Genomic DNA, 17,996 nt, shown 5'->3' with positions numbered 1-17,996 from the left:
CTGCCTGTCAGGCGAACGCCCAGACATCCTCGGCCTGGAAACCGACCTGGTAGCCCGCCGTCTTCAGCTTGACAACGACCTGGCCGATTTCTGCCGCTGGCAAAGCGCCGACCTCGACCTTGATCATGCCGGGACGGTAACGCTTCAGGTCGAGCTGTTCGAAGACGATCCAGTCGGCGCCTTCGCAATCGACGAGGAAGGCGTCGATGTGGCTGATGCCGTTGCGGTCAAGCAATGTCTGCAACGTCTCCGACGGCACCTCGATGTCTTTCAGATGCGGCGCGAACTTGTTGAAGTTGGCGTCGGCCTCGCCCCAGGCATTCTTGCCGGACATCAAATTGGTGTCGGTCACCGATGAGCAGCCAATGAATTCGATCGGCAGCGTGCCGGCCTCCAGCGCCGCGGCATCGAAAGTATGGACGGTGATCGTACCCCTGGTTTTCGTCACCGCCACCGGCTCGATGATGAAACGCCCGGTATCGGGATAGTTGGCGCGCAGCCGCTTCTGATTGTAGGGGATCGGCTCGACCAGCATGGCGCGGGCTTTTGGAATGCGGTGCAGCCAGGGCGTCACGTCATCGAACAGCGCGCCATCGCAGGCGCCGACATTGACCATCTGGAATGGCCGGCCGCCGCCGCCGAAGCGTGCCTTAAGCGCCGCCTTGGCCAGGAACTTGGTGCCGCGCAGCGACGGCCCGCGATCGAGCAAGCCGGCTGGAAGGCCAAGCGACAGGGCAATGCGCGCCAGATTGGAAACCGAACTCATGATTTGTCTCCTGATAGGACGTGCAAGGCGGCGCGGTGCTGGCTGCGGGTGACCGCTGCCCACAACGCCATGAAGGGTGGTGCCAGCAGCAGGAATGGCGGAATCAGATGCGGGAAATAGATGCGCGTATCGTGGATCGGGAAGACGGTGAATTTCGCCAGCGCGCCGAGCACCAGCGCCGCGAACAGGATGCCGGCGCGGCCGTCGAGGCGGAAGCCGGCGCGGCCGGCCGCGTACAAGCCGGCCAGCGCCAGCACCGAAACCCCGACCCAGCTGTTCAGGTTGACGGCGCGCAGCAGCGATGCGGCGAACGCCTTGAGATAGGCGATAAGCGAAAACGCCGGCTCGAACCCATCCATGTCGTAGTGTTGCTCGATGCTGGAGAACCACAGATGTGGCCACCAGCCAGGATGATGAGCCCAGTGCGAAATGGCGAAATACGCGACGAAAGACGCGGCGAAACCGGCCAGCGCGCCCCAGGCCTTCTGCCGGAAGGCGACCAGCAATATCGCGAAAATCGCAAGGAAAACAATATTGTCCGGCCGCACCATGAAGGCCAGGAAGAGCAGGATGGCCGTTGCCGCTTCGCGGCCTCGGACATAGGCATAGAGACCACCCAGCAAGAGAGCTGACGTGAGCAGGTCCGGTGTCGAAGCGCGCGCGGCGTCGCCGAAATCGGCCATGATCAGAACCGCGCCGATCACTGGCGCCAAGGCCAAGGCCTTTTCCCCGCGCAGCCAGAGCAATGTGATGGCACCAAACAGGAGCACCGAGAACACCTGCACCAGGCGCATCGCCGCGACCGGCGCCATCACCGCGCTTAGCGTCGACAGGATCTCGGCGTAGAGAAACTTGATCCGGTACATGCCGAGCAGCGAATGGAAGTCGGCCGCATTCTCAGCCATATGGCTGCGGAAGCCGCCGCCATCGTCGGTCAGCGCCTTGTAATCGCCGGCCGAGACACCCGATTTGACGGTGTCGTAGGCATAGTCATGCAGCGCCTGGGCATTGGGGTAGGTGCCCTCCTCCGATATGGCGAGATAGGGCAGCATGTCCCAGTTGGCGTCGGGCATCACCCAGGCCGTGAACGCCGTCAAAAGGATATAGAGCGCGAAGGCCGCCGCGCCGATCGGAGCCGCCAGCCGCGCATAGGTCCCCTCGCCCCACGCCAGACCGGTCTCGACGAGCCGGTCGAGTGGATTTTGCGGAGCGGGCGACTTGGTCAGCATGACAGTGTTCCGCAAACCTCGTTAACGGACCTGGCTTTTGACGAAGTCCTTCACGATCGACACGATGCCGCGCGACAACAGGCTGTCGAAGGCATCGACGAAGCGGTCGACATGTTCGCGCTGGCAGATCAGCGGCGGCTCGAGCCGGATGACGTTACGATTGTATTCGGTGAAGGCGACGAGCACGTCATAGTCGCGCAACAACAGCGCGCCGACGAAGCCGGACAGCGAGCCCTTGAGCTTGTCGTCGAGCACGCTGACGACCGGGCGCAGCACCATCGGCAAGGTCTGCGAGAAGTCGTGGAACTCCAGGCCGATCATGAAGCCCTTGCCGCGCACGTCCTTGATGATCTTGGGATATCTTTCCCTGAGCGCCTGCAGGCGCTGCAGCAGATAGTCACCGGTGACGGCGGCGTTGTCGATCAGCCCCTCATCGTAGAGCACGTTGATGCCCTCGATCGCGGTGGCGCACGCCTCGCCCATGCCGCCGAAAGTGGCCATGGCATGGATCATCGCCGTCTTCGGCGTGCCGTAGGCCTTCATGTAGATTTCGCGGCGCGCGATCATCGCACCGACCGCGGCCTTGCCGGCGCCAAGCGATTTGGCCAGTGCCGTCACGTCAGGCACGACGCCGTAATGCTCGAAGGCATAGAAGCGGCCCGAGCGGCCATAGCCGCACTGGACTTCGTCGGCGACCCACAGCACGCCATACTGGTCGCACAGCGCCCGCAGCTTTTGCCAATACTCAGTCGGCGCCTGGATGATGCCGCCGCCGCCCTGGATGGTTTCGAGCACGATGACGCCGATCTCCGGATCGGTACGGAACAGGCGTTCGACCGCCTCGATGTCGGCAAAGGGAATCCGCACGGTATTGTCCGCCATCTTGAAGTCGGCGCGGTAGAGCTGGCCGTCGGTGATGCCCAGCACACCCTTGGTCTTGCCGTGGAAGGAGTTCTCGGCATAGACGATCTTTGGCCGCTTCGGCCCGGCGGCACGCTCGGCGAGCTTCACCGCCGCTTCCATCGCTTCCGAGCCGGACGAGCCCAAAAACACCATGTCGAGATCGCCAGGCGAGCACTTCGCGAGATTGTGCGCCAATGCCGCTGCATATTGCGACATGAAGGCGATGGCGATTTCCTGCCGCTTCTCCTCCTGGAACTGCTTCCGCGCCTCTAGGATGCGCGGATGGTTGTGGCCGAAGGCCAGCGAACCGAAACCGCCGAAGAAGTCGAGGATCTTGCGGCCGTTCTGGTCGATGTAGAACATGCCCTCGGCACGCTCGATCTTGATCTTGTGGAAGCCGAGCAGCTTCATGAAATGCAGCTGGCCGGGGTTGAGATGTGCTTTGAACAGATCCGTCATGCGCGCGACGTCCATCGCCTTGGCCTGCTCGACGCTGATCAGGTCGGGCTTGGCGATGGTGGCGGGCGACAGCGCCGGCGCGCTGACCAGGGTGCGCGCATTCGTCTGCTCGGGTTTGGCCATCACGGTCATTTCAATCTCCTGTCCGCGCTACGACCAGCGTCGTGCGCCATAACTGTTTGGCGGGCCGCTATTCGGCGGGCACATGTTTGGCGGCGACGGCGGGACCCGCCTTCTTGGCGCGGTATTCGCTATAAGCGGCGATCAGCATGTCCTCGTCGCGATAGTGCGGCACCCAGCCGAGCTGGCGCTCGGCCTTGGACACGTCGAGCACGCAGTCCTCGTCGGCGATCAGATATTGCTCCGGATCCATGATCGGCATGTTCATGAGATCGAGCAGGTCCAGCGTGCGCTTGACCGCCCAGCCTGGCGTCGGCAACAGGATCGACTTCGAACCGGCATGCCGGATCAGGTCGCCAAGCAATTTCTTCACCGGCGGCGGATTGAGCGAGCCGAGATTATAGGCCTCGTTGGGCACACCGGCCTTCCAGGCGGCGCGGGCGGCCTCGGCGCAGTCGAACACCGAGATGAACTGATAGGGGTTCTTGCCCGAACCGATCATCGGCACCGGAAGGTTCCAGTCGATGAGCTTGAACAGCTTTTCCAATATGCCGAGCCGGCCAGGCCCGATGATCAGGCGCGGCCTGAACAGCGAGATCGACATGCCGCGCTTGCGCCATTCGGCGGCCAGTTCCTCGGTCTTCTGCTTCGACCAGCCATATTCGCCGAGCGGCGCGACCGGATGTTCCTCGGTCATCGGCTGGGTGACAGTGTGGCCGTAGATCATGTCGGTCGTGTAGTGGACAAGTTTTGGCGCGCCGGCCTTGTCCATGGCTTGCATGATGTGCTCGGTGCCATGGAAGTTGACCGGGAAGAAGAAGTCATGCCGCTTGGCCCGCACCTGGATCGGCGACAGCATCTTGGCCGACAGATTGTAGACCATGTCGTCCGCCTTCAGCCCGACGGCGGCGACCGACGCGGAATCCGTGACATCGCACTTGATGAAGCGGGCATTGCGGTAATGCGCAAGGTCGCTCTTGATGATATCGGCGACGACGACCTCTTCACCATCCGCCACAAGCTTCGGGGCAAGGTGGCGGCCGACGAAGCCGTCACCGCCGAAAATCACATGTCTCATCGAACGGTCTCGTTTGCAGGGATCTTGTCTGATGTGATGGAAGCGGTCTGGTCCTCATGCCCTCGCCCACTTTGCGCGATCAGCACCGTACCGACGCAGATGAAGGCGATGCCGGCGATGCGCCAGCCATTGAGATCCTCGCGGAAGACGAAATAGGCGAAGATGGCGACGACGACGTAAGCCAGGCTGAGGAAGGGATAGGCAAAGGAGAGTTCGACCTTGGACAGCACATAGAGGTGCGAGGCCATCGAAATCACGAAGGTGCACAAGCCAAGGAAGACCCAGGGGCTGAAGACGATCTGCAGCAGCTTGATCAACGGATTGGTGCCCTCGAACGAAATGGGGCCAAGCGACATCATGCCCTGCTTCAGCATGAGCTGCGCAGCGGCATTGGTCATGACCGTAAAGAGAATGAAGACGATATATTTCATTTCAACCCGCCAACCCCGTAATCTCAAGTAATACAAACTTGAAAAGATTTCGTGAACTCACAAGACAATTTTGAGTAAAACCTCGACGTTAACCGTTCATAAACCATGATCTATTCAACTTTTATCTATTCGGCGGCTTCCGAACCGCGCCGCCCCAGCTCGATGCTCCCGGCGGTGCGCGCCCAGAAATCGGACATGAAGGCGGGGTCGCGCAGGGCTTCCAGCCTCGGCCAGTCCGGGAACGAAGCGGTGAAGGTCGCGGCAGCCATGCGCGCGTCCTTGTAGGGGTTGACCGCCCCCCCGGCCGCGATCGTCATGCGGTCGAGCTCGCCCAGCAGGGCAATCGTCGCCGCGCCCCTGTTGGGGAAATCGAGCGTCAGCGTGTAACCCGGCCTGGGGAACGACAGCAGTGCCGGCGAGCGGGTCGAACCGAAGCGCTTCAGGACGGTGAGGAACGACCCCTGCCCGGCCCGCCGGGCGGCCGCGAGCAGCGCCGGCACGATCGTGCGCGCAGCCTCTTCCGGCACCACGCTCTGGTGCTGGAACAGCCCCTTCGGGCCGTAAAGCCTGTTCCAGTCGCGCACACCGTCGAGCGGAAAGAAGAAGCCCTGGTATTCGACCTGACGCGGCCCGGTGGCCCTGCCCTTTTTCCACCTGTAGGCGGCATTGAAAGCGGTCAGGAACGGCCGGTTGAGAACGTTGAATGCCGGCTGGAGCGGCACGGAGAATTTCGCGCTGGCACGCGCGGCCGCGTGCGAGCCGTGCTCGGCGTGGTTGCCGGTAAACAGCAGGCCCCGTCCGCTGTGGGGGCCGCCGGCGAGCTGGTCGATCCAGGCGACGGCATATTCATTGGCTTGGTCCGCCGCTTCGGCCAGATCGAAATATTCGCCGAGGTCGCGAAACCGCGTCGTCTTTTCCACGATGTCGAGCGACGGAACCCGCATCAGCCGGATCGAGGCCGACAGGATGAGGCCGGTGAGGCCCATGCCGCCGATGGTCGCCCGGAACAGGCGCGCATTGTCGGTCGCCGAGCAACGATAGGTCCGTCCATCCGACCGCAGCAGCGTGAAGCTCTCCACATGGCACCCGAACGTGCCGCGCCGGTGATGGTTCTTGCCGTGGACATCGTTGGCAATGGCGCCGCCGAGCGTGACGAATTGTGTGCCGGGGACCACGGCCGGGAAGAAGCCATGAGGCGCGGCATAGGCGATGACATCCGCGAGCAGCACACCGGCATCCGCTTCGAGGAGGCCGGTCTCGGCGTTGAAGCCGCGAATGCGGTTCAGGGGCCGCATGTCGATGACCGTGCCGGCCTGGTTCTGGCAGGAATCGCCATAGGACCGGCCATTGCCATAGGCAAGCAGCGACGCTTGTCTCGCCTGACCGCCCTTCAGCAATGCAATGGCGTCATCGGCATGCATCGATCTTGCCGCTGGCGGCGTGGCAAGGCCAAAGCTCTGAAAGCGTTCGGCCATGGCTACCAGCCCCCGATGACCAGCAGCACGGCGCCAATCGCCACCACGATCTGGCTGCGCCAGTCGCGGATGATGAAGACGACCGGGTCGTCGTGCATTTCGTCGCGCCGCGCCAGGATCCAGACGCGCATGGTGAGATAGAGCACGATCGGCGCCAGCGGCCAGATCAGCCAGGGATGCGGATAGAGTTCGCGCACCGCGACGCTGTCCATGTAGAGCGCCAGCACCAGCGCCGAGGAGAAGGCCGAAGCCATGCCGGCCTGGGCAACGATCTCCTGGTCCTCGGTTCGATAGCCGCGGCCGGCAATACGCTCGCCCGGCGGAATGGCGGTGGTGCGCAGTTCGACGAAGCGCTTCACCAGCGCCAGCGACAGGAAAAAGAAGATCGAGAAGGCGAGCAGCCAGAATGAAACGTCGACACCGGTCGCGGCCGCGCCCGCCAGCACACGGACCGTATAGAGACCGGCAAGCGTCAGCACGTCGACCAGAAGCATGCGCTTGAACGAAAGCGAGTAAGCCGTGGTGACGACCATGTAGCCGCCGAGCACAGCCAGGAATTCAAGCGACAGGAACAGCCCGGTGCCGATGCCGATCGTCAGCAGCACCGCGATCGCGCCAAGGCCGAACGGGATCGACAGAGCACCACTGGCGAATGGCCTGTTGCGTTTGGTGAGATGCTTGCGGTCGAGCGCGAGATCAAAGAAATCATTGAGGATATAGATCGCCGACGCCACCGCGCTGAACGAGATGAACGCCAGCAGGCATTCCCAGATCATGCTGGAATTGAAATATTCGTGCGACAGCATCATCGGCACGCCGATCAGCGAGTTCTTCAGCCACTGATGCACCCGCAGCATCTTGACGATGGTCCGCAATGTCGGCTTCGGCGCAGGCATCGTTTCGGCACCATGCGCCGCCTGCCAACGCGCGGCGTGACGGTCGGGTGCGACGACGATCGCGCTGCGCGCCGCGTCGAAGACCTGGAGGTCATGACGGCTGTTGCCGGCATAGTCGAAACCGGCATCGCCATAGGCCGCGACGAGCGAGGCTCGCTTCTTGTCCGAAGTGAGATTGTCGAGGCCGTCAGTGGCCAGCACCCGGTCGAAAATGCCGAGATGGACAGCAATGGCATCGGCGAACTTGCGCGGCGTGCCGGTCGCCAGCACGAGCTTGCGGCCTTCGGCGTGCTCGCCGCGGAGCCGGTCGAGCAATGACGCCCGGTAGGGCAGCGTGGCCGGGTCGATGTCGATTCGCTTGGCGATCGCCTGCTTCAGCCGAGCCGGTCCGCCGGCCGCCCAGAACGGCACAAGGAAGAGATAGAGCGGGTTCTTCTTGAGGAGGATGAACAATCCTTCCCACAAAAGGTCGGTCGCGATCAGCGTGCCGTCGAGATCGACCGCAAGCGGTATTGCGTTCCTGTCCGACCGCGCATCCATGCCCGTCCTGCCCTGCCCGCGTATGATCCCGAAACCGGAACCCCGTTGAGCGCCGTGTTTCGGCGTCATGGATAGCGGTATAGCGGGGTACGGCCTAGCGAACGTTAAAACGTGCGGTTGCAGACGGCTGCCGCCGGGTATTTCCGGCTTCACTGTTAAGCAACCGCTACCGGAAACGATAAAAGGCCGGACAAATGCCCGGCCTTTCCAACCATGCGACGGAGACTACTTGATGCGGGCGACGCCGCCGGAAATCTCGATGGTTTCCGAACCGGTCAGGGCTTCGAGGTCACCGTTCGGCAAGGTGACGAAGCAGCCATTCTGGCAGAACTCGACGGTTTCACCGCCGGCCAGCGCCAGCTCGGTCTTGCTGCCGCCCTCGGTCACGACCAGCGTGCGGGTCTGGGCGTCCTTGTTGACCGCGCTGGCGGCATGGGCCGAGCCGCTCACGGCGAGCAGGGCCACGGCAGCGACGAGAGACTTCCACATTGCAATATCGGTGTTCCCACCGCCTCTGTTGCATTTCACAAGGCATTCTCGCCTTTGCATGGGAGCTTATATGAGATGGAAGCTGAACCGCAACTGAATGCCGCATTCATGCCGCAATTGGCTTTGGCGGCATGCAACCGGCAATGTCCAGCCTAATCCGGATCGGGCTTGCGCGTCTTGCGGCCTGACTTGGCCTGGCGTTTCGCCTCGGCCTCGGCTTGCGCCTTGGCCTCTGCCTGTTCGGCGAAATCGGCCTCGATCTTGTCGTCATCGGTCGGCCATGCCACGTGCGTCCTGGCCTCGACGGCCGCGCGCGGCGTGGACGGGATTTCGATGTGCTGGTCATCGAATCTTTCCAGCACGGCGAAGCGGACATCGTTCTGTACGACGTTGCCGTTCATCACATCGGCCAGGAACACGCGGATCTCGAATTCGAGCGCCGCGGCGCCGAAATTGGAAAACAGCACGAAGGGCTCGGGGTTCTTAAGCACCAGCGGATGGCTGCGCGCGATATCGAGCAGGACGGCGTGGACCTGCTTGACGTCGCTGCCGTAGGCGACGCCGACCTTGATGTCGATGCGGCCGAGCTTGTTGCGGTGCGTCCAGTTGCCGACGGCATTGTTGATCAGGTTGGAATTGGGCAGGATCACCGACTGCCGCTGGAAGGTCTCGATCTCGGTGGCGCGCACGCTGATCTTCTTGACCGTGCCGCTGACGTCGCCGGCCACGATCCAGTCGCCGACCTTGAACGGCCGCTCGGCCAGCAGGATCAGGCCCGAGACGAAATTCGACACCACGTTCTGCAGGCCAAAGCCGATACCGAGCGAGAGCGCGCCGGCGACCAGCGCCAGGCTGGAGAGATCGATGCCGGCGGCCGAGATGCCGACCAGTGCCGCAAGCGCCACGCCGGCATAGCCGACCGCCAGCCGGATCGAGTTGCGCACCCCGGTATCGACCTTGCCGCGCGCCATGACCGAGCCGTCGAGCCAGCCCTGGAACCAGCGCGTCAGGAAATAGCCGATGACGAAGACGACGATGCCCGACAGGATGCCGGTGACCGAGATCGTCACCGAACCGATATTGATCCCGGTGGCGAGCTTGTACGCCCACGCCTCGATATCGCCGGGCTGAAAACCCCACATCAAGAGGATCAGTGGCAGGAACACCAGCACGATCATGACGTTGATGGCGATGCTGACGACAAGACCGAGCTGGTCGAGCGCGGTATCCTCGTAGCTGGAATTGGCCGACAGCCAGCGCCCGACCGAGGTGTTGGCGAACGCGCCCTCCTCGCCGATCGCCTGCGCCGACAGGAAGCCGATATAGGCTGTTATCAGCGCGGTGCCGGTGACCACGACCTGCAGTGAGACGAACAGCGCGAGGCCGATATACCCCAGCAGCGCCGCGATGATGGTGAAAAGCCCGAGCCCGAGCGAGGTATAGCGCAGCCATGCCGGCCATGGGCGCCAGCTTCCGTCACGAGCCTTGAAAGGCCTCAGCATCGCCATCAGGATCAGGATGACGCCGACGATGATGGTGGCGACGAAACTGCGCGCGATGGTCAGCGACAGCGGCGACCCCATCTTGTCGTTCACGACCGACAAGAAGGTGTTGAAGCTGATGACCACGGCCATGGCCGTGGTCAGGCGGACCAACCAGCGCGCCGGCCCGGTCTCGACGGGGATGAGACGCCAGTTGGGCAAACGCGGCTCGAGTGCCGCGTTGGTCAGCCGGTTGACGCAGAACACCACGCCGATGACGGTGGCCAAGGCATTGAGGAAGAGGCCAATGTCGCCACGCAAAACGTTGTAATAATTGAAAAAGAAGATGGTTGAACCGAGAAAGGCGGCGACCGCCAGCGTCGGCAGCAGGGTTGACCAGAAGGCCACCGACAGGCGGCTGAGATAGGACGGGTCCTCGTTCGTGGAGTCGGCCTCGAACACGCGCCCAAACAGGCGCCTCCCGCCGACCAGCAGCACCAGCGCCAGGCCGAGCGCCACGAAGGTTGCCGCCAGGATGGCCTGGAACTTGAACTTGATGGCGAAGCTCAGCCAGGACGACACCGCCTTGTAGAAATTGTCGAACTCGTCGCGCGCGTCGGAAAAGACCTGCGGGCTCAAGGCATCCGAGAGCACATAGCGCTTGGTCAAAAGATTGCGGAAAAGCGCGCTGCGCATGTTGCCGATCTGGTCGATCAGTCCGCTGATGCGGATCGACAGGGTCTGGGCCTGCGCGATGACCGCGTTGATCTCCGCCTTTTCCGACGTCAGCCCCTCGCGCTCGGCGCTGACGATGTCGGGCTCCGCCGGCTGGCCGGCCGCAGGCGGCGGCCCGAGCTGTTCGAGCCGGCTGTTGATTTCGCCCAGGCGCGTGCGGAAGGCCAATGCACTGTTCAACGATTGCCGTGAAAGTTCCTCCAGTTGCAGCCGGATGTCGACGAGACTGCCGTCGTCCACGCCATCCTGCTGGATCTGCTTCTCGAAATTGTCGGTCTTCGTCGTCAGGCCCTGGATGATCTTCTGCTGGTCGGCGACCAGTCCGGCGGGCGCCTGGCCAACGCCTTGCGCCGCCGCCTCGAACGACAGCGGCGCCGAAACGACAAGCGCCAGGACCAGGATGAGGCGAAGCAATCGGAAAAACATGTGGATCGGCGACTCGCGGGCGGCAAAGGCATTCAAAAACCCTGTCCTTGATAAAGACGGCCATATCATGGGGCAAGTCACCGCGACCGATCGCGCACATCAGGCGTCGGCCAGTCGAAAGGCGATGGCGCAATATTGGCTTTGTGTCAGCCCCCTGCTCTATAGTCTGCCGCATCGCCCGCAACGGACACCATACACATGGCAGAGTACTCGGCCCTTTCGCTGCTCGCGAACGCGCTCAAGGGAAACAAGGACTGGAAGCCGGCCTGGCGCAAGCCGGATCCGAAGGCGTCCTACGACGTCATCATCATCGGCGGCGGCGGACATGGGCTGGCGACCGCCTACTATCTTGCCAAGGAGCACGGCATCACCAATGTCGCGGTGCTGGAAAAGGGCTGGCTCGGCTCCGGCAATGTCGGCCGCAACACCACCGCCGTGCGCTCGAACTACCTTCTGCCGGCCAACACCCGCTTCTACGAACATTCGATGAAGCTGTGGGAGAACCTGTCGCACGAGCTCAATTACAACGTCATGTTCTCGCAGCGTGGCTGCCTGAACCTGGCGCATACGCCTGCCCAGTTCGATGACTATGCGAGGCGCGGCAATGCCATGCGCCATCTCGGCGTCGACGCCGAACTGATGATGCCTGCCGAGATCAAGCGCCTGATTCCGGCGCTCGATATCTCCAGCGAGGCACGCTTCCCCGTCGTCGGCGGCCTGATGCAGCGGCGCGCCGGCACCGCCCGGCACGATGCGGTCGCCTGGGGCTATGCGCGCGGCGCCGACCGGCGTGGCGTCGACATCATCGAGAATTGCGAGGTCACCGGCTTCCTGCGTGACGGCGACCGCGTCACCGGCGTCACCACCTCGCGCGGCGATATCAGGGCCAAGAAGGTGGCGGTCGCGGTGGCCGGCAGCACCGGCCGCGTCATGCGACTGGCCGGCGTCGAGACGATGCCGATCGAGAGCCACGTGCTGCAGGCCTTCGTCACCGAATCGCTCAAACCCTTCATCGACACCGTGGTGACCTTCGGCATGGGCCATTTCTATATGTCGCAGTCCGACAAGGGCGGCCTTGTCTATGGCGGCGACATCGACGGCTACAACAGCTACGCCCAGCGCGGCAACCTGCCCATCGTCGACGAGGTGATGAGCGAGATGCTGGCGCTTTTCCCGGGCCTTGCGCGTGTGCGCATGCTGCGCTCCTGGGGCGGCGTCTGCGATATGTCGATGGACGGCTCGCCGATTATCACCATGGGGCCGCTGCCCGGCATGTATCTCAACTGCGGCTGGTGCTATGGCGGCTTCAAGGCGACGCCTGCCTCCGGCTGGTGCTTCGCCTGGACCATCGCCAAGGACCAGCCGCACGATTTCAACGCCCCTTTCACGCTCGACCGCTTTCATCGCGGCCTAATGATCGACGACAAGGGACAGGGCGCGAACCCGAGGCTTCACTAAACAAGCCTTCATTAGGAACATTCCGTGCTGATCACTTGCCCCTATTGCGGCCCGCGCGACGTCATCGAGTTCACCTACCAGGGTGACGGCAACCGCGAGCGTCCCGACCCCGCCTCGCAGAATTTCGAGGCCTGGAATGCCTATGTCTACGACCGGCTGAACCCGGCCGGCGACCACAACGAGATCTGGCAGCATTCCGGCGGCTGCCGGGCTCACCTGAGGGTCGTGCGCAACACGCTGACGCATGAGATTTCCAGCGTCGCCTTCGTGCGCGGCGATCACGGCTCGGCGGCGCGCCGCAAGGCGGAGGACAAGCCATGAGCCCGCGCCGCACCGACACTGGCGGCCGCATCGACCGGCTGAAGACCATCCGCTTCACCTTCGACGGCATTGCCTATACCGGGCATGGCGGCGACACGCTGGCGTCGGCGCTGCTGGCCAACGGCGTCACCCTTTTCGGCCGCTCTTTCAAATACCATCGCCCGCGCGGCCTGTTGACCGCGGGCGTCGAGGAGCCCAACGCGCTGGTGACGGTGCTGAAGGGCGAGGTGCGCGAGCCCAACATCCCGGCAACCATGGTCGAAATCCATGACGGGCTGATTGCCGTCAGCCAGAACCGTTTCCCCTCGCTCAGCTGGGACATCCATTCCGTCAACCAGCTCGGCGGCAAGCTGCTGTCGGCCGGCTTCTACTACAAGACCTTCATGGGTCCGGTTGTCGGCCCGCTGAAAGGCACGCGCTTCTGGATGTTCTGCGAGCATTTCATCCGCCGCGCCGCCGGCCTCGGCAGCGCCGGATCGGCAAAGGACCCCGCCCGCTACGAACGCATGAACGCCTTTTGCGACGTGCTTGTGGTCGGCTCCGGCCCGGCCGGCCTGATGGCCGCCAAGGCCGCCGCCGATCAGGGCGCCCGCGTCATCCTGGCCGATCTCGAGCCGCGTTTCGGCGGTTCGGCCAACTGGTCCGGCGAAACCATCGACGGCGCGCCGGCGACCGATTGGGTGCGGCGCACGGTCGCCCAGCTCGCGGCCCGCGACAATGTCCGGCTCCTGCCGCGCACCACGGTCTGGGGTTACTACGACAACAACACGCTTGCGGCCCTCGAACGGGTCAGCGACCACAAGGAGCAGCCCGCCAAGGGTGAGCCGCGCCATCGCTACTGGGCGATCCGCGCCGGATCCGTGGTGCTGGCCACCGGTGCGTTCGAAAGGCCTCTGGTGTTTCCCGGCAATGACAGGCCCGGCGTGATGCTGGCGCATGCTGCGGAGCGCTACGCCAACGAATTCGGCGTGCTGCCGGGCCAGCGGGTCGTGCTGTTCACCAACAATGACAGCGCCTACCGGTCGGCGCTGGCGCTGAAGCAGGCGGGTGCCGCGATCGTTGCCATCGTCGACGTGCGCCCGCAGCCGTCCGCCGAGATGAGCGCCCTGGCCGGCGAAGCCGAGGCGGAATTGCTGTCCGGCCATGCGGTGGTTGCCACGGAAGGCGGCAAGGCCTTGTCCGGCCTCAAGGTTCAGCGGTTCGATATGGTCGCCGGTGCGCTGAGCGGTGATGCGCGCAGCGTCCATGCCGATTGCCTGCTGATGTCGGGCGGCTGGTCACCGACCATCCATCTGGCCAGCCAGGCCGGCGCCAAGGCGGAATGGAACGCCGCCCGGCAGGCCTTCCTGCCGCCCAAGCCTATACAGAAATGGATCGGCGCCGGCGCCTTCACCGGCAGCTTTTCGACGGTCGAGGCCATCGCCGAAGGCCGCGCCGCGGGCCTTGCCGCGGCTGGCGGAACCGCCGCTCCGGCGGCGCTGCCCTACGTCGAGGCAATTCCTGGAGATCCCGATCCGGCGCCGGTCTTCGAGATCAGGGCCAGCGGCAAGAGCTTTGTCGATTTCCAGCACGATGTCACGGCCGAGGATGTCCGCCTGGCGCATCGCGAAGGCTTCGTCTCGGTCGAGCACTTGAAGCGCTACACCACGCTCGGCATGGCGACCGACCAGGGCAAGAGCTCCAACGTCGCCGGCCTCGCCATCATGGCGGAAGCGCTGGGCAAGCCGATCCCGGACGTCGGCACGACCCGTTTCCGGCCACCCTTCGCGCCGGTTTCGATCGGCTCACTGGCCGCCGAACGCTTCGGCGACTTGAAGCCGGAACGGCTGACGCCGATGCATGACTGGCACCTCGCCAATGGCGCGACCATGTATTCGGCCGGCCTCTGGTACCGGCCCATGATCTACGGGCTTTCAGGCGAAACGGTCGAACAGGCCTATGTGCGCGAGGCCAAAGCGACGCGCGAGAGCGCCGGCATCGTCGATGTCTCGACGCTGGGCAAGATCGCCGTGCAGGGTCCCGACGCCGCCGCGTTCCTCGACCGTGTCTACACCAACATGTTCACGACGCTGGCCGTCGGCAAGGCCCGCTACGGGCTGATGCTGCGCGAGGACGGTTTTGCCTTCGACGACGGCACCACCTGGCGGCTGGGCGAACAGGATTTCCTGATGACCACCACCACGGCCAATGCCGGCAAGGTGATGCAGCATCTGGAATATTTCCTCGATGTGATCTGGCCGGAGCTGAAGGTCCACGTCATCTCGGTGACCGACGAATGGGCGGGCGCCGCGATAGGCGGCCCGAAAGCGCGGCAAATCCTCGCCGCCTGCGTCACCGGCACTGCTGTCGACAATGCGACGCTGCCCTTCATGGGCATCGTGCACGGCGAGATAGCGGGCGTTCCCGTAATGGTTTGCCGGCTGTCTTTCTCCGGCGAAATGGCTTTCGAGGTCTATTCCGGCGCCGGCCATGGCACGCATGTCTGGGAGGCATTGATCGAGGCCGGCAAGCCTTTCGGGCTGGTCACCTACGGGCTTGAGGCGCTGGGCACGATGCGCATCGAGAAGGGCCATGTCACCGGCGCCGAAATCGACGGCCGCACCACGGCGCGCGACCTGCATCTCGACTGGATGCTGTCGAAGAAAAAGCCGTTCATCGGCTCGGCGATGATGGACCGGGAAGGTCTCGTCGCGTCCGAGCGGTTGGAGCTGGTCGGCCTGATCGCGCTTGACAACCGGCCGCTCAATGGCGGCTCGCACATTGTCGAGGAAATCGACGAAGCCAATCCGCACGGCTCGATCGGGCATATCACCGCCTGCTGCTATTCGCCGGCGCTCGGCAAGCATATCGCGCTGGCCCTGGTCAAGGGCGGCAAGGCCAGGCACGGCACGCGTGCCCATGTCTCCGACCCCTTGCGCGGCCGCTTCGGGCCGGTCGAGATCGTCTCCAACCATTTCTACGATCCGGAAGGGACCCGCATGCATGGTTGAGCGTCAATCGCCCCTCGAGCCGGAGTACCATGTCGGCTCGCACGGCAATTTCGAACGTGGGGTCGAGATCCTGCTAACCGAAACCAGGCCAGGCTCGATCGTGCAGCTCGCGGCATGGCCCGGCGAGGAGAAGAAATTGATCGCGGCCATCCGTGCTGTCGCCGGCCTTGCGCTGCCCGATGGCGCCGGCGGCGGCTTGAGCGACGGCGCGAAGTCGGCGTTCGGTTTCGCGCCGGGAAAATTCACCGTCGCGGACGACGCCGAAGGACTGGCCGCGGCCTTCGCCAGGGTGGTGACGCCGGCCATCGGCACGGTGACGGACCTGTCGCATGGCCGCACCGCCATCCGCATTGCCGGGCCGAAAGCCGAATGGGTGCTGGCGAAGTTCTTCGCCATCGACTTCGCCCTGCCCGCCTTCCCCGTCGGCGCCGGCCGCTCGACGACGCATCACGATGTCTTCGCCCAGATCCAGCGCACCGGGACCGATCAGTTCGACATCTATGTCTTCCGCTCTTTCGCCCGCTCGTTCTGGAAGGCGCTCTGTCATGCCAGCGAGGAAGTCGGCTACGAGGTGCAGTAGGCGATGCGGCCGGATGTGCCCATTGCCGCTGCTTCTGGCCTCAATGCCGACCGGTTCTGCCGCTAGAGAATCCTGCCGCGGGCGCCCATGATGGAGAGACATGGCCGCCCAACCGGTCCAAGGGATGCGAAAATCCCGTCTCAGAGTCGACATATTTGGTTCGAACATCCCCATGACCGCTGAACTATCCGCCGGCGCCACCGATCGCGCCGATATGCCGGCCAGAGCCTTGCTCCTGCTGCCGCTGACGGTCGCCTGCGGCGTGTTCATGACCAGCCTCGACCAGAATGTCGTGGTGACGGCGCTGCCGGGCATCAGCGAAAGCCTTGGCCGTCCGCCGAGCCAGCTCGGCCTGCTGATCACCGTCTACGTCGCCAGCCTGATCATCTCGATGCCGCTCGGCGGCTGGGCGGCCGACCGTTTCGGCCTGCGCAACGTCTATTGCTTTGCCTTGCTGGTGTTCGCCGCTTCATCGGCGCTCTGCGGGCTGTCCGACAACATCTGGATGCTGGTCGGCGCCCGCGCGCTGCAGGGCTTCGGCGGCGCGCTGATGGGCACGCTCGGCCAGGTCGTCATCCTGTCGAGCTTTCCGCGCAACCGAACGCTGAAGATCAACATGTATATCTCGGTGGCCAGCCAAACCGGGCCGCTGGTTGGCCCGCTCGTCGGCGGCGCGCTGACCACCTACATTTCCTGGCGCTGGATTTTCTTTATCAATGTGCCGTTCGCGCTGGCGGCGGCGATCCTTGCCGCCTCATTGTTTCCAACGGTGACCAAGCCCGTTCGCACGCGGTTCGACTTTCCCGGCTTTCTGCTTGTCGGCAGCGGCATGATCCTGCTGGTCTTCGGCATGGACTCGCTTGCGGCCAAGGACACCGCCGGAAGCATGATCGTGGCTGAACTCGTGCTGGCGGTCGTCATCCTGTCGATTGCCTCGCTCTACTGCCTGCGCGTGCCCAATCCCCTGCTCGACCTCAAGCTCCTGCGCATCCGGACCTTTCGTGTCTCCTTCCTTACCGGCGGCGGCCTGGACACGATCGGCCTCAGCTCCGTCGCCTTCCTGCTGCCGCTGATGTTCCAGCTCGGCTTTGGCATGAGCGCGGTGCAGGCGGGATCGCTGACCTTCGTTGCCGCGCTGGGTTCGGTTGCGATGCGCTTCTTCATGCCGCGTGTCCTCAACCGCTTCGGTTTCCGCCGCGTGTTGGTCTTCAACACACCGATCGTTGCCGCCATGGTTGCGGGCTTTGCCCTGATGCAGGCGACGACGCCGGCCTGGATCGTGCTCGCCTACATCTTCGTCTTCGGCATCTTCCGCTCGGTGCAATGGGCCTCGACCGGCAATCTCGCCTATTCCGACATCGCCCCCGAACAGCTCGCCCGCTTCAGCGCGCTCTATTACATATTGTGGCAGCTTGCGGTCGCCATCAGCGTCGGCCTGGCGGCGGCGATGCTGTCGTTCCTGGCCGGCGGCGGGCCTGCGATGAGCAACGATTTCCGAATCCTGTTCGCGATCGAGGGCGTCATCACGCTCTGCGCGCTATTCGCCTATCTCAAGCTGACGCCGCAGGACGGCGCCCATGTCAGCGGCCACGGCGCGCACATGAATACGGAATAGCGGC

Annotated in this window: 14 protein-coding genes; 5 read left to right on the top strand and 9 right to left on the bottom strand. The window is 64.0% G+C overall.

Features of this window, described 5'->3' with window-relative positions; translation table 11 throughout:
- Positions 1-7: 7 nt before the first annotated feature.
- From LB569_RS22835 to LB569_RS22795, 9 genes are all read right to left on the bottom strand, one after another.
- Positions 8-766, bottom strand: coding sequence for an FkbM family methyltransferase (locus LB569_RS22835; protein WP_224535340.1), 759 nt, complete (start codon positions 764-766; stop codon positions 8-10).
- A complete protein-coding gene (locus LB569_RS22830) occupies positions 763-1,995 on the bottom strand; it encodes a hypothetical protein (protein ID WP_224694190.1) in 1,233 nt (410 codons plus the stop codon). Before LB569_RS22830 ends, LB569_RS22835 begins: the two co-directional genes overlap by 4 nt.
- A gap of 21 nt (positions 1,996-2,016) precedes the next feature.
- Complete coding sequence (locus LB569_RS22825; RefSeq protein WP_411970245.1) at positions 2,017-3,489, bottom strand: aspartate aminotransferase family protein; 1,473 nt, start codon at positions 3,487-3,489, stop codon at positions 2,017-2,019.
- A gap of 58 nt (positions 3,490-3,547) precedes the next feature.
- On the bottom strand, positions 3,548-4,555 hold the full coding sequence (locus tag LB569_RS22820) for an NAD-dependent epimerase/dehydratase family protein (protein ID WP_224694189.1): 1,008 nt from the start codon (positions 4,553-4,555) through the stop codon (positions 3,548-3,550).
- On the bottom strand, positions 4,552-4,986 hold the full coding sequence (locus LB569_RS22815) for an EamA family transporter (RefSeq protein WP_224694188.1): 435 nt from the start codon (positions 4,984-4,986) through the stop codon (positions 4,552-4,554). Before LB569_RS22815 ends, LB569_RS22820 begins: the two co-directional genes overlap by 4 nt.
- A gap of 125 nt (positions 4,987-5,111) precedes the next feature.
- Complete coding sequence (locus LB569_RS22810) at positions 5,112-6,461, bottom strand: FAD-dependent oxidoreductase (RefSeq protein ID WP_411970244.1); 1,350 nt, start codon at positions 6,459-6,461, stop codon at positions 5,112-5,114.
- 2 nt (positions 6,462-6,463) lie between these two features.
- Positions 6,464-7,897 carry a UbiA family prenyltransferase gene (locus LB569_RS22805; RefSeq protein ID WP_140701728.1) on the bottom strand — a complete coding sequence of 478 codons (1,434 nt, stop codon included), beginning with the start codon at positions 7,895-7,897 and terminating at the stop codon, positions 6,464-6,466.
- 225 nt (positions 7,898-8,122) lie between these two features.
- A complete protein-coding gene (locus LB569_RS22800; protein WP_140701729.1) occupies positions 8,123-8,386 on the bottom strand; it encodes a hypothetical protein in 264 nt (87 codons plus the stop codon).
- Between the two features lie 152 nt (positions 8,387-8,538).
- Positions 8,539-11,028, bottom strand: a complete 2,490-nt coding sequence (locus LB569_RS22795) for a mechanosensitive ion channel family protein (protein ID WP_224694243.1) — start codon at positions 11,026-11,028, stop codon at positions 8,539-8,541.
- A gap of 198 nt (positions 11,029-11,226) precedes the next feature.
- On the opposite strand from LB569_RS22795, the gene LB569_RS22790 reads away from it, so the two are divergent.
- From LB569_RS22790 to LB569_RS22770, 5 genes are all read left to right on the top strand, one after another.
- The gene (locus LB569_RS22790; RefSeq protein WP_224694187.1) at positions 11,227-12,486 is read left to right on the top strand and encodes a sarcosine oxidase subunit beta; all 1,260 of its coding nucleotides are present in this window, start codon (positions 11,227-11,229) and stop codon (positions 12,484-12,486) included.
- A gap of 24 nt (positions 12,487-12,510) precedes the next feature.
- Complete coding sequence (locus LB569_RS22785; protein WP_095199768.1) at positions 12,511-12,807, top strand: sarcosine oxidase subunit delta; 297 nt, start codon at positions 12,511-12,513, stop codon at positions 12,805-12,807.
- Complete coding sequence (locus tag LB569_RS22780; RefSeq protein WP_224694186.1) at positions 12,804-15,797, top strand: sarcosine oxidase subunit alpha; 2,994 nt, start codon at positions 12,804-12,806, stop codon at positions 15,795-15,797. The genes LB569_RS22785 and LB569_RS22780 overlap by 4 nt, the downstream gene beginning before the upstream one ends.
- The gene (gene soxG, locus LB569_RS22775) at positions 15,790-16,377 is read left to right on the top strand and encodes a sarcosine oxidase subunit gamma family protein (protein WP_224694185.1); all 588 of its coding nucleotides are present in this window, start codon (positions 15,790-15,792) and stop codon (positions 16,375-16,377) included. The genes LB569_RS22780 and soxG overlap by 8 nt, the downstream gene beginning before the upstream one ends.
- Positions 16,378-16,549: 172 nt before the next feature.
- Complete coding sequence (locus tag LB569_RS22770; RefSeq protein ID WP_224694184.1) at positions 16,550-17,992, top strand: MFS transporter; 1,443 nt, start codon at positions 16,550-16,552, stop codon at positions 17,990-17,992.
- The last annotated feature ends 4 nt before the right edge of the window (positions 17,993-17,996 follow it).

Origin of the sequence: Mesorhizobium sp. BH1-1-4 (assembly GCF_020165665.1) — a bacterium.
Classification (GTDB): Bacteria; Pseudomonadota; Alphaproteobacteria; order Rhizobiales; family Rhizobiaceae; genus Mesorhizobium.
This window is presented reverse-complemented; position numbering and strand designations above follow the sequence as displayed.

Excerpts from the sequence above, each read along its gene's own strand:
- LB569_RS22835 (WP_224535340.1), bottom strand. The coding sequence starts at position 766 with ATGAGTTCGGTTTCCAATCTGGCGCGCATTGCCCTGTCGCTTGGCCTT.
- LB569_RS22830 (WP_224694190.1), bottom strand. The coding sequence starts at position 1,995 with ATGCTGACCAAGTCGCCCGCTCCGCAAAATCCACTCGACCGGCTCGTC.
- LB569_RS22825 (WP_411970245.1), bottom strand. The coding sequence starts at position 3,489 with ATGACCGTGATGGCCAAACCCGAGCAGACGAATGCGCGCACCCTGGTC.
- LB569_RS22820 (WP_224694189.1), bottom strand. The coding sequence starts at position 4,555 with ATGAGACATGTGATTTTCGGCGGTGACGGCTTCGTCGGCCGCCACCTT.
- LB569_RS22815 (WP_224694188.1), bottom strand. The coding sequence starts at position 4,986 with ATGAAATATATCGTCTTCATTCTCTTTACGGTCATGACCAATGCCGCT.
- LB569_RS22810 (WP_411970244.1), bottom strand. The coding sequence starts at position 6,461 with ATGGCCGAACGCTTTCAGAGCTTTGGCCTTGCCACGCCGCCAGCGGCA.
- LB569_RS22805 (WP_140701728.1), bottom strand. The coding sequence starts at position 7,897 with ATGGATGCGCGGTCGGACAGGAACGCAATACCGCTTGCGGTCGATCTC.
- LB569_RS22800 (WP_140701729.1), bottom strand. The coding sequence starts at position 8,386 with ATGTGGAAGTCTCTCGTCGCTGCCGTGGCCCTGCTCGCCGTGAGCGGC.
- LB569_RS22795 (WP_224694243.1), bottom strand. The coding sequence starts at position 11,028 with ATGTTTTTCCGATTGCTTCGCCTCATCCTGGTCCTGGCGCTTGTCGTT.
- LB569_RS22790 (WP_224694187.1), top strand. The coding sequence starts at position 11,227 with ATGGCAGAGTACTCGGCCCTTTCGCTGCTCGCGAACGCGCTCAAGGGA.
- LB569_RS22780 (WP_224694186.1), top strand. The coding sequence starts at position 12,804 with ATGAGCCCGCGCCGCACCGACACTGGCGGCCGCATCGACCGGCTGAAG.
- soxG (WP_224694185.1), top strand. The coding sequence starts at position 15,790 with ATGGTTGAGCGTCAATCGCCCCTCGAGCCGGAGTACCATGTCGGCTCG.
- LB569_RS22770 (WP_224694184.1), top strand. The coding sequence starts at position 16,550 with ATGACCGCTGAACTATCCGCCGGCGCCACCGATCGCGCCGATATGCCG.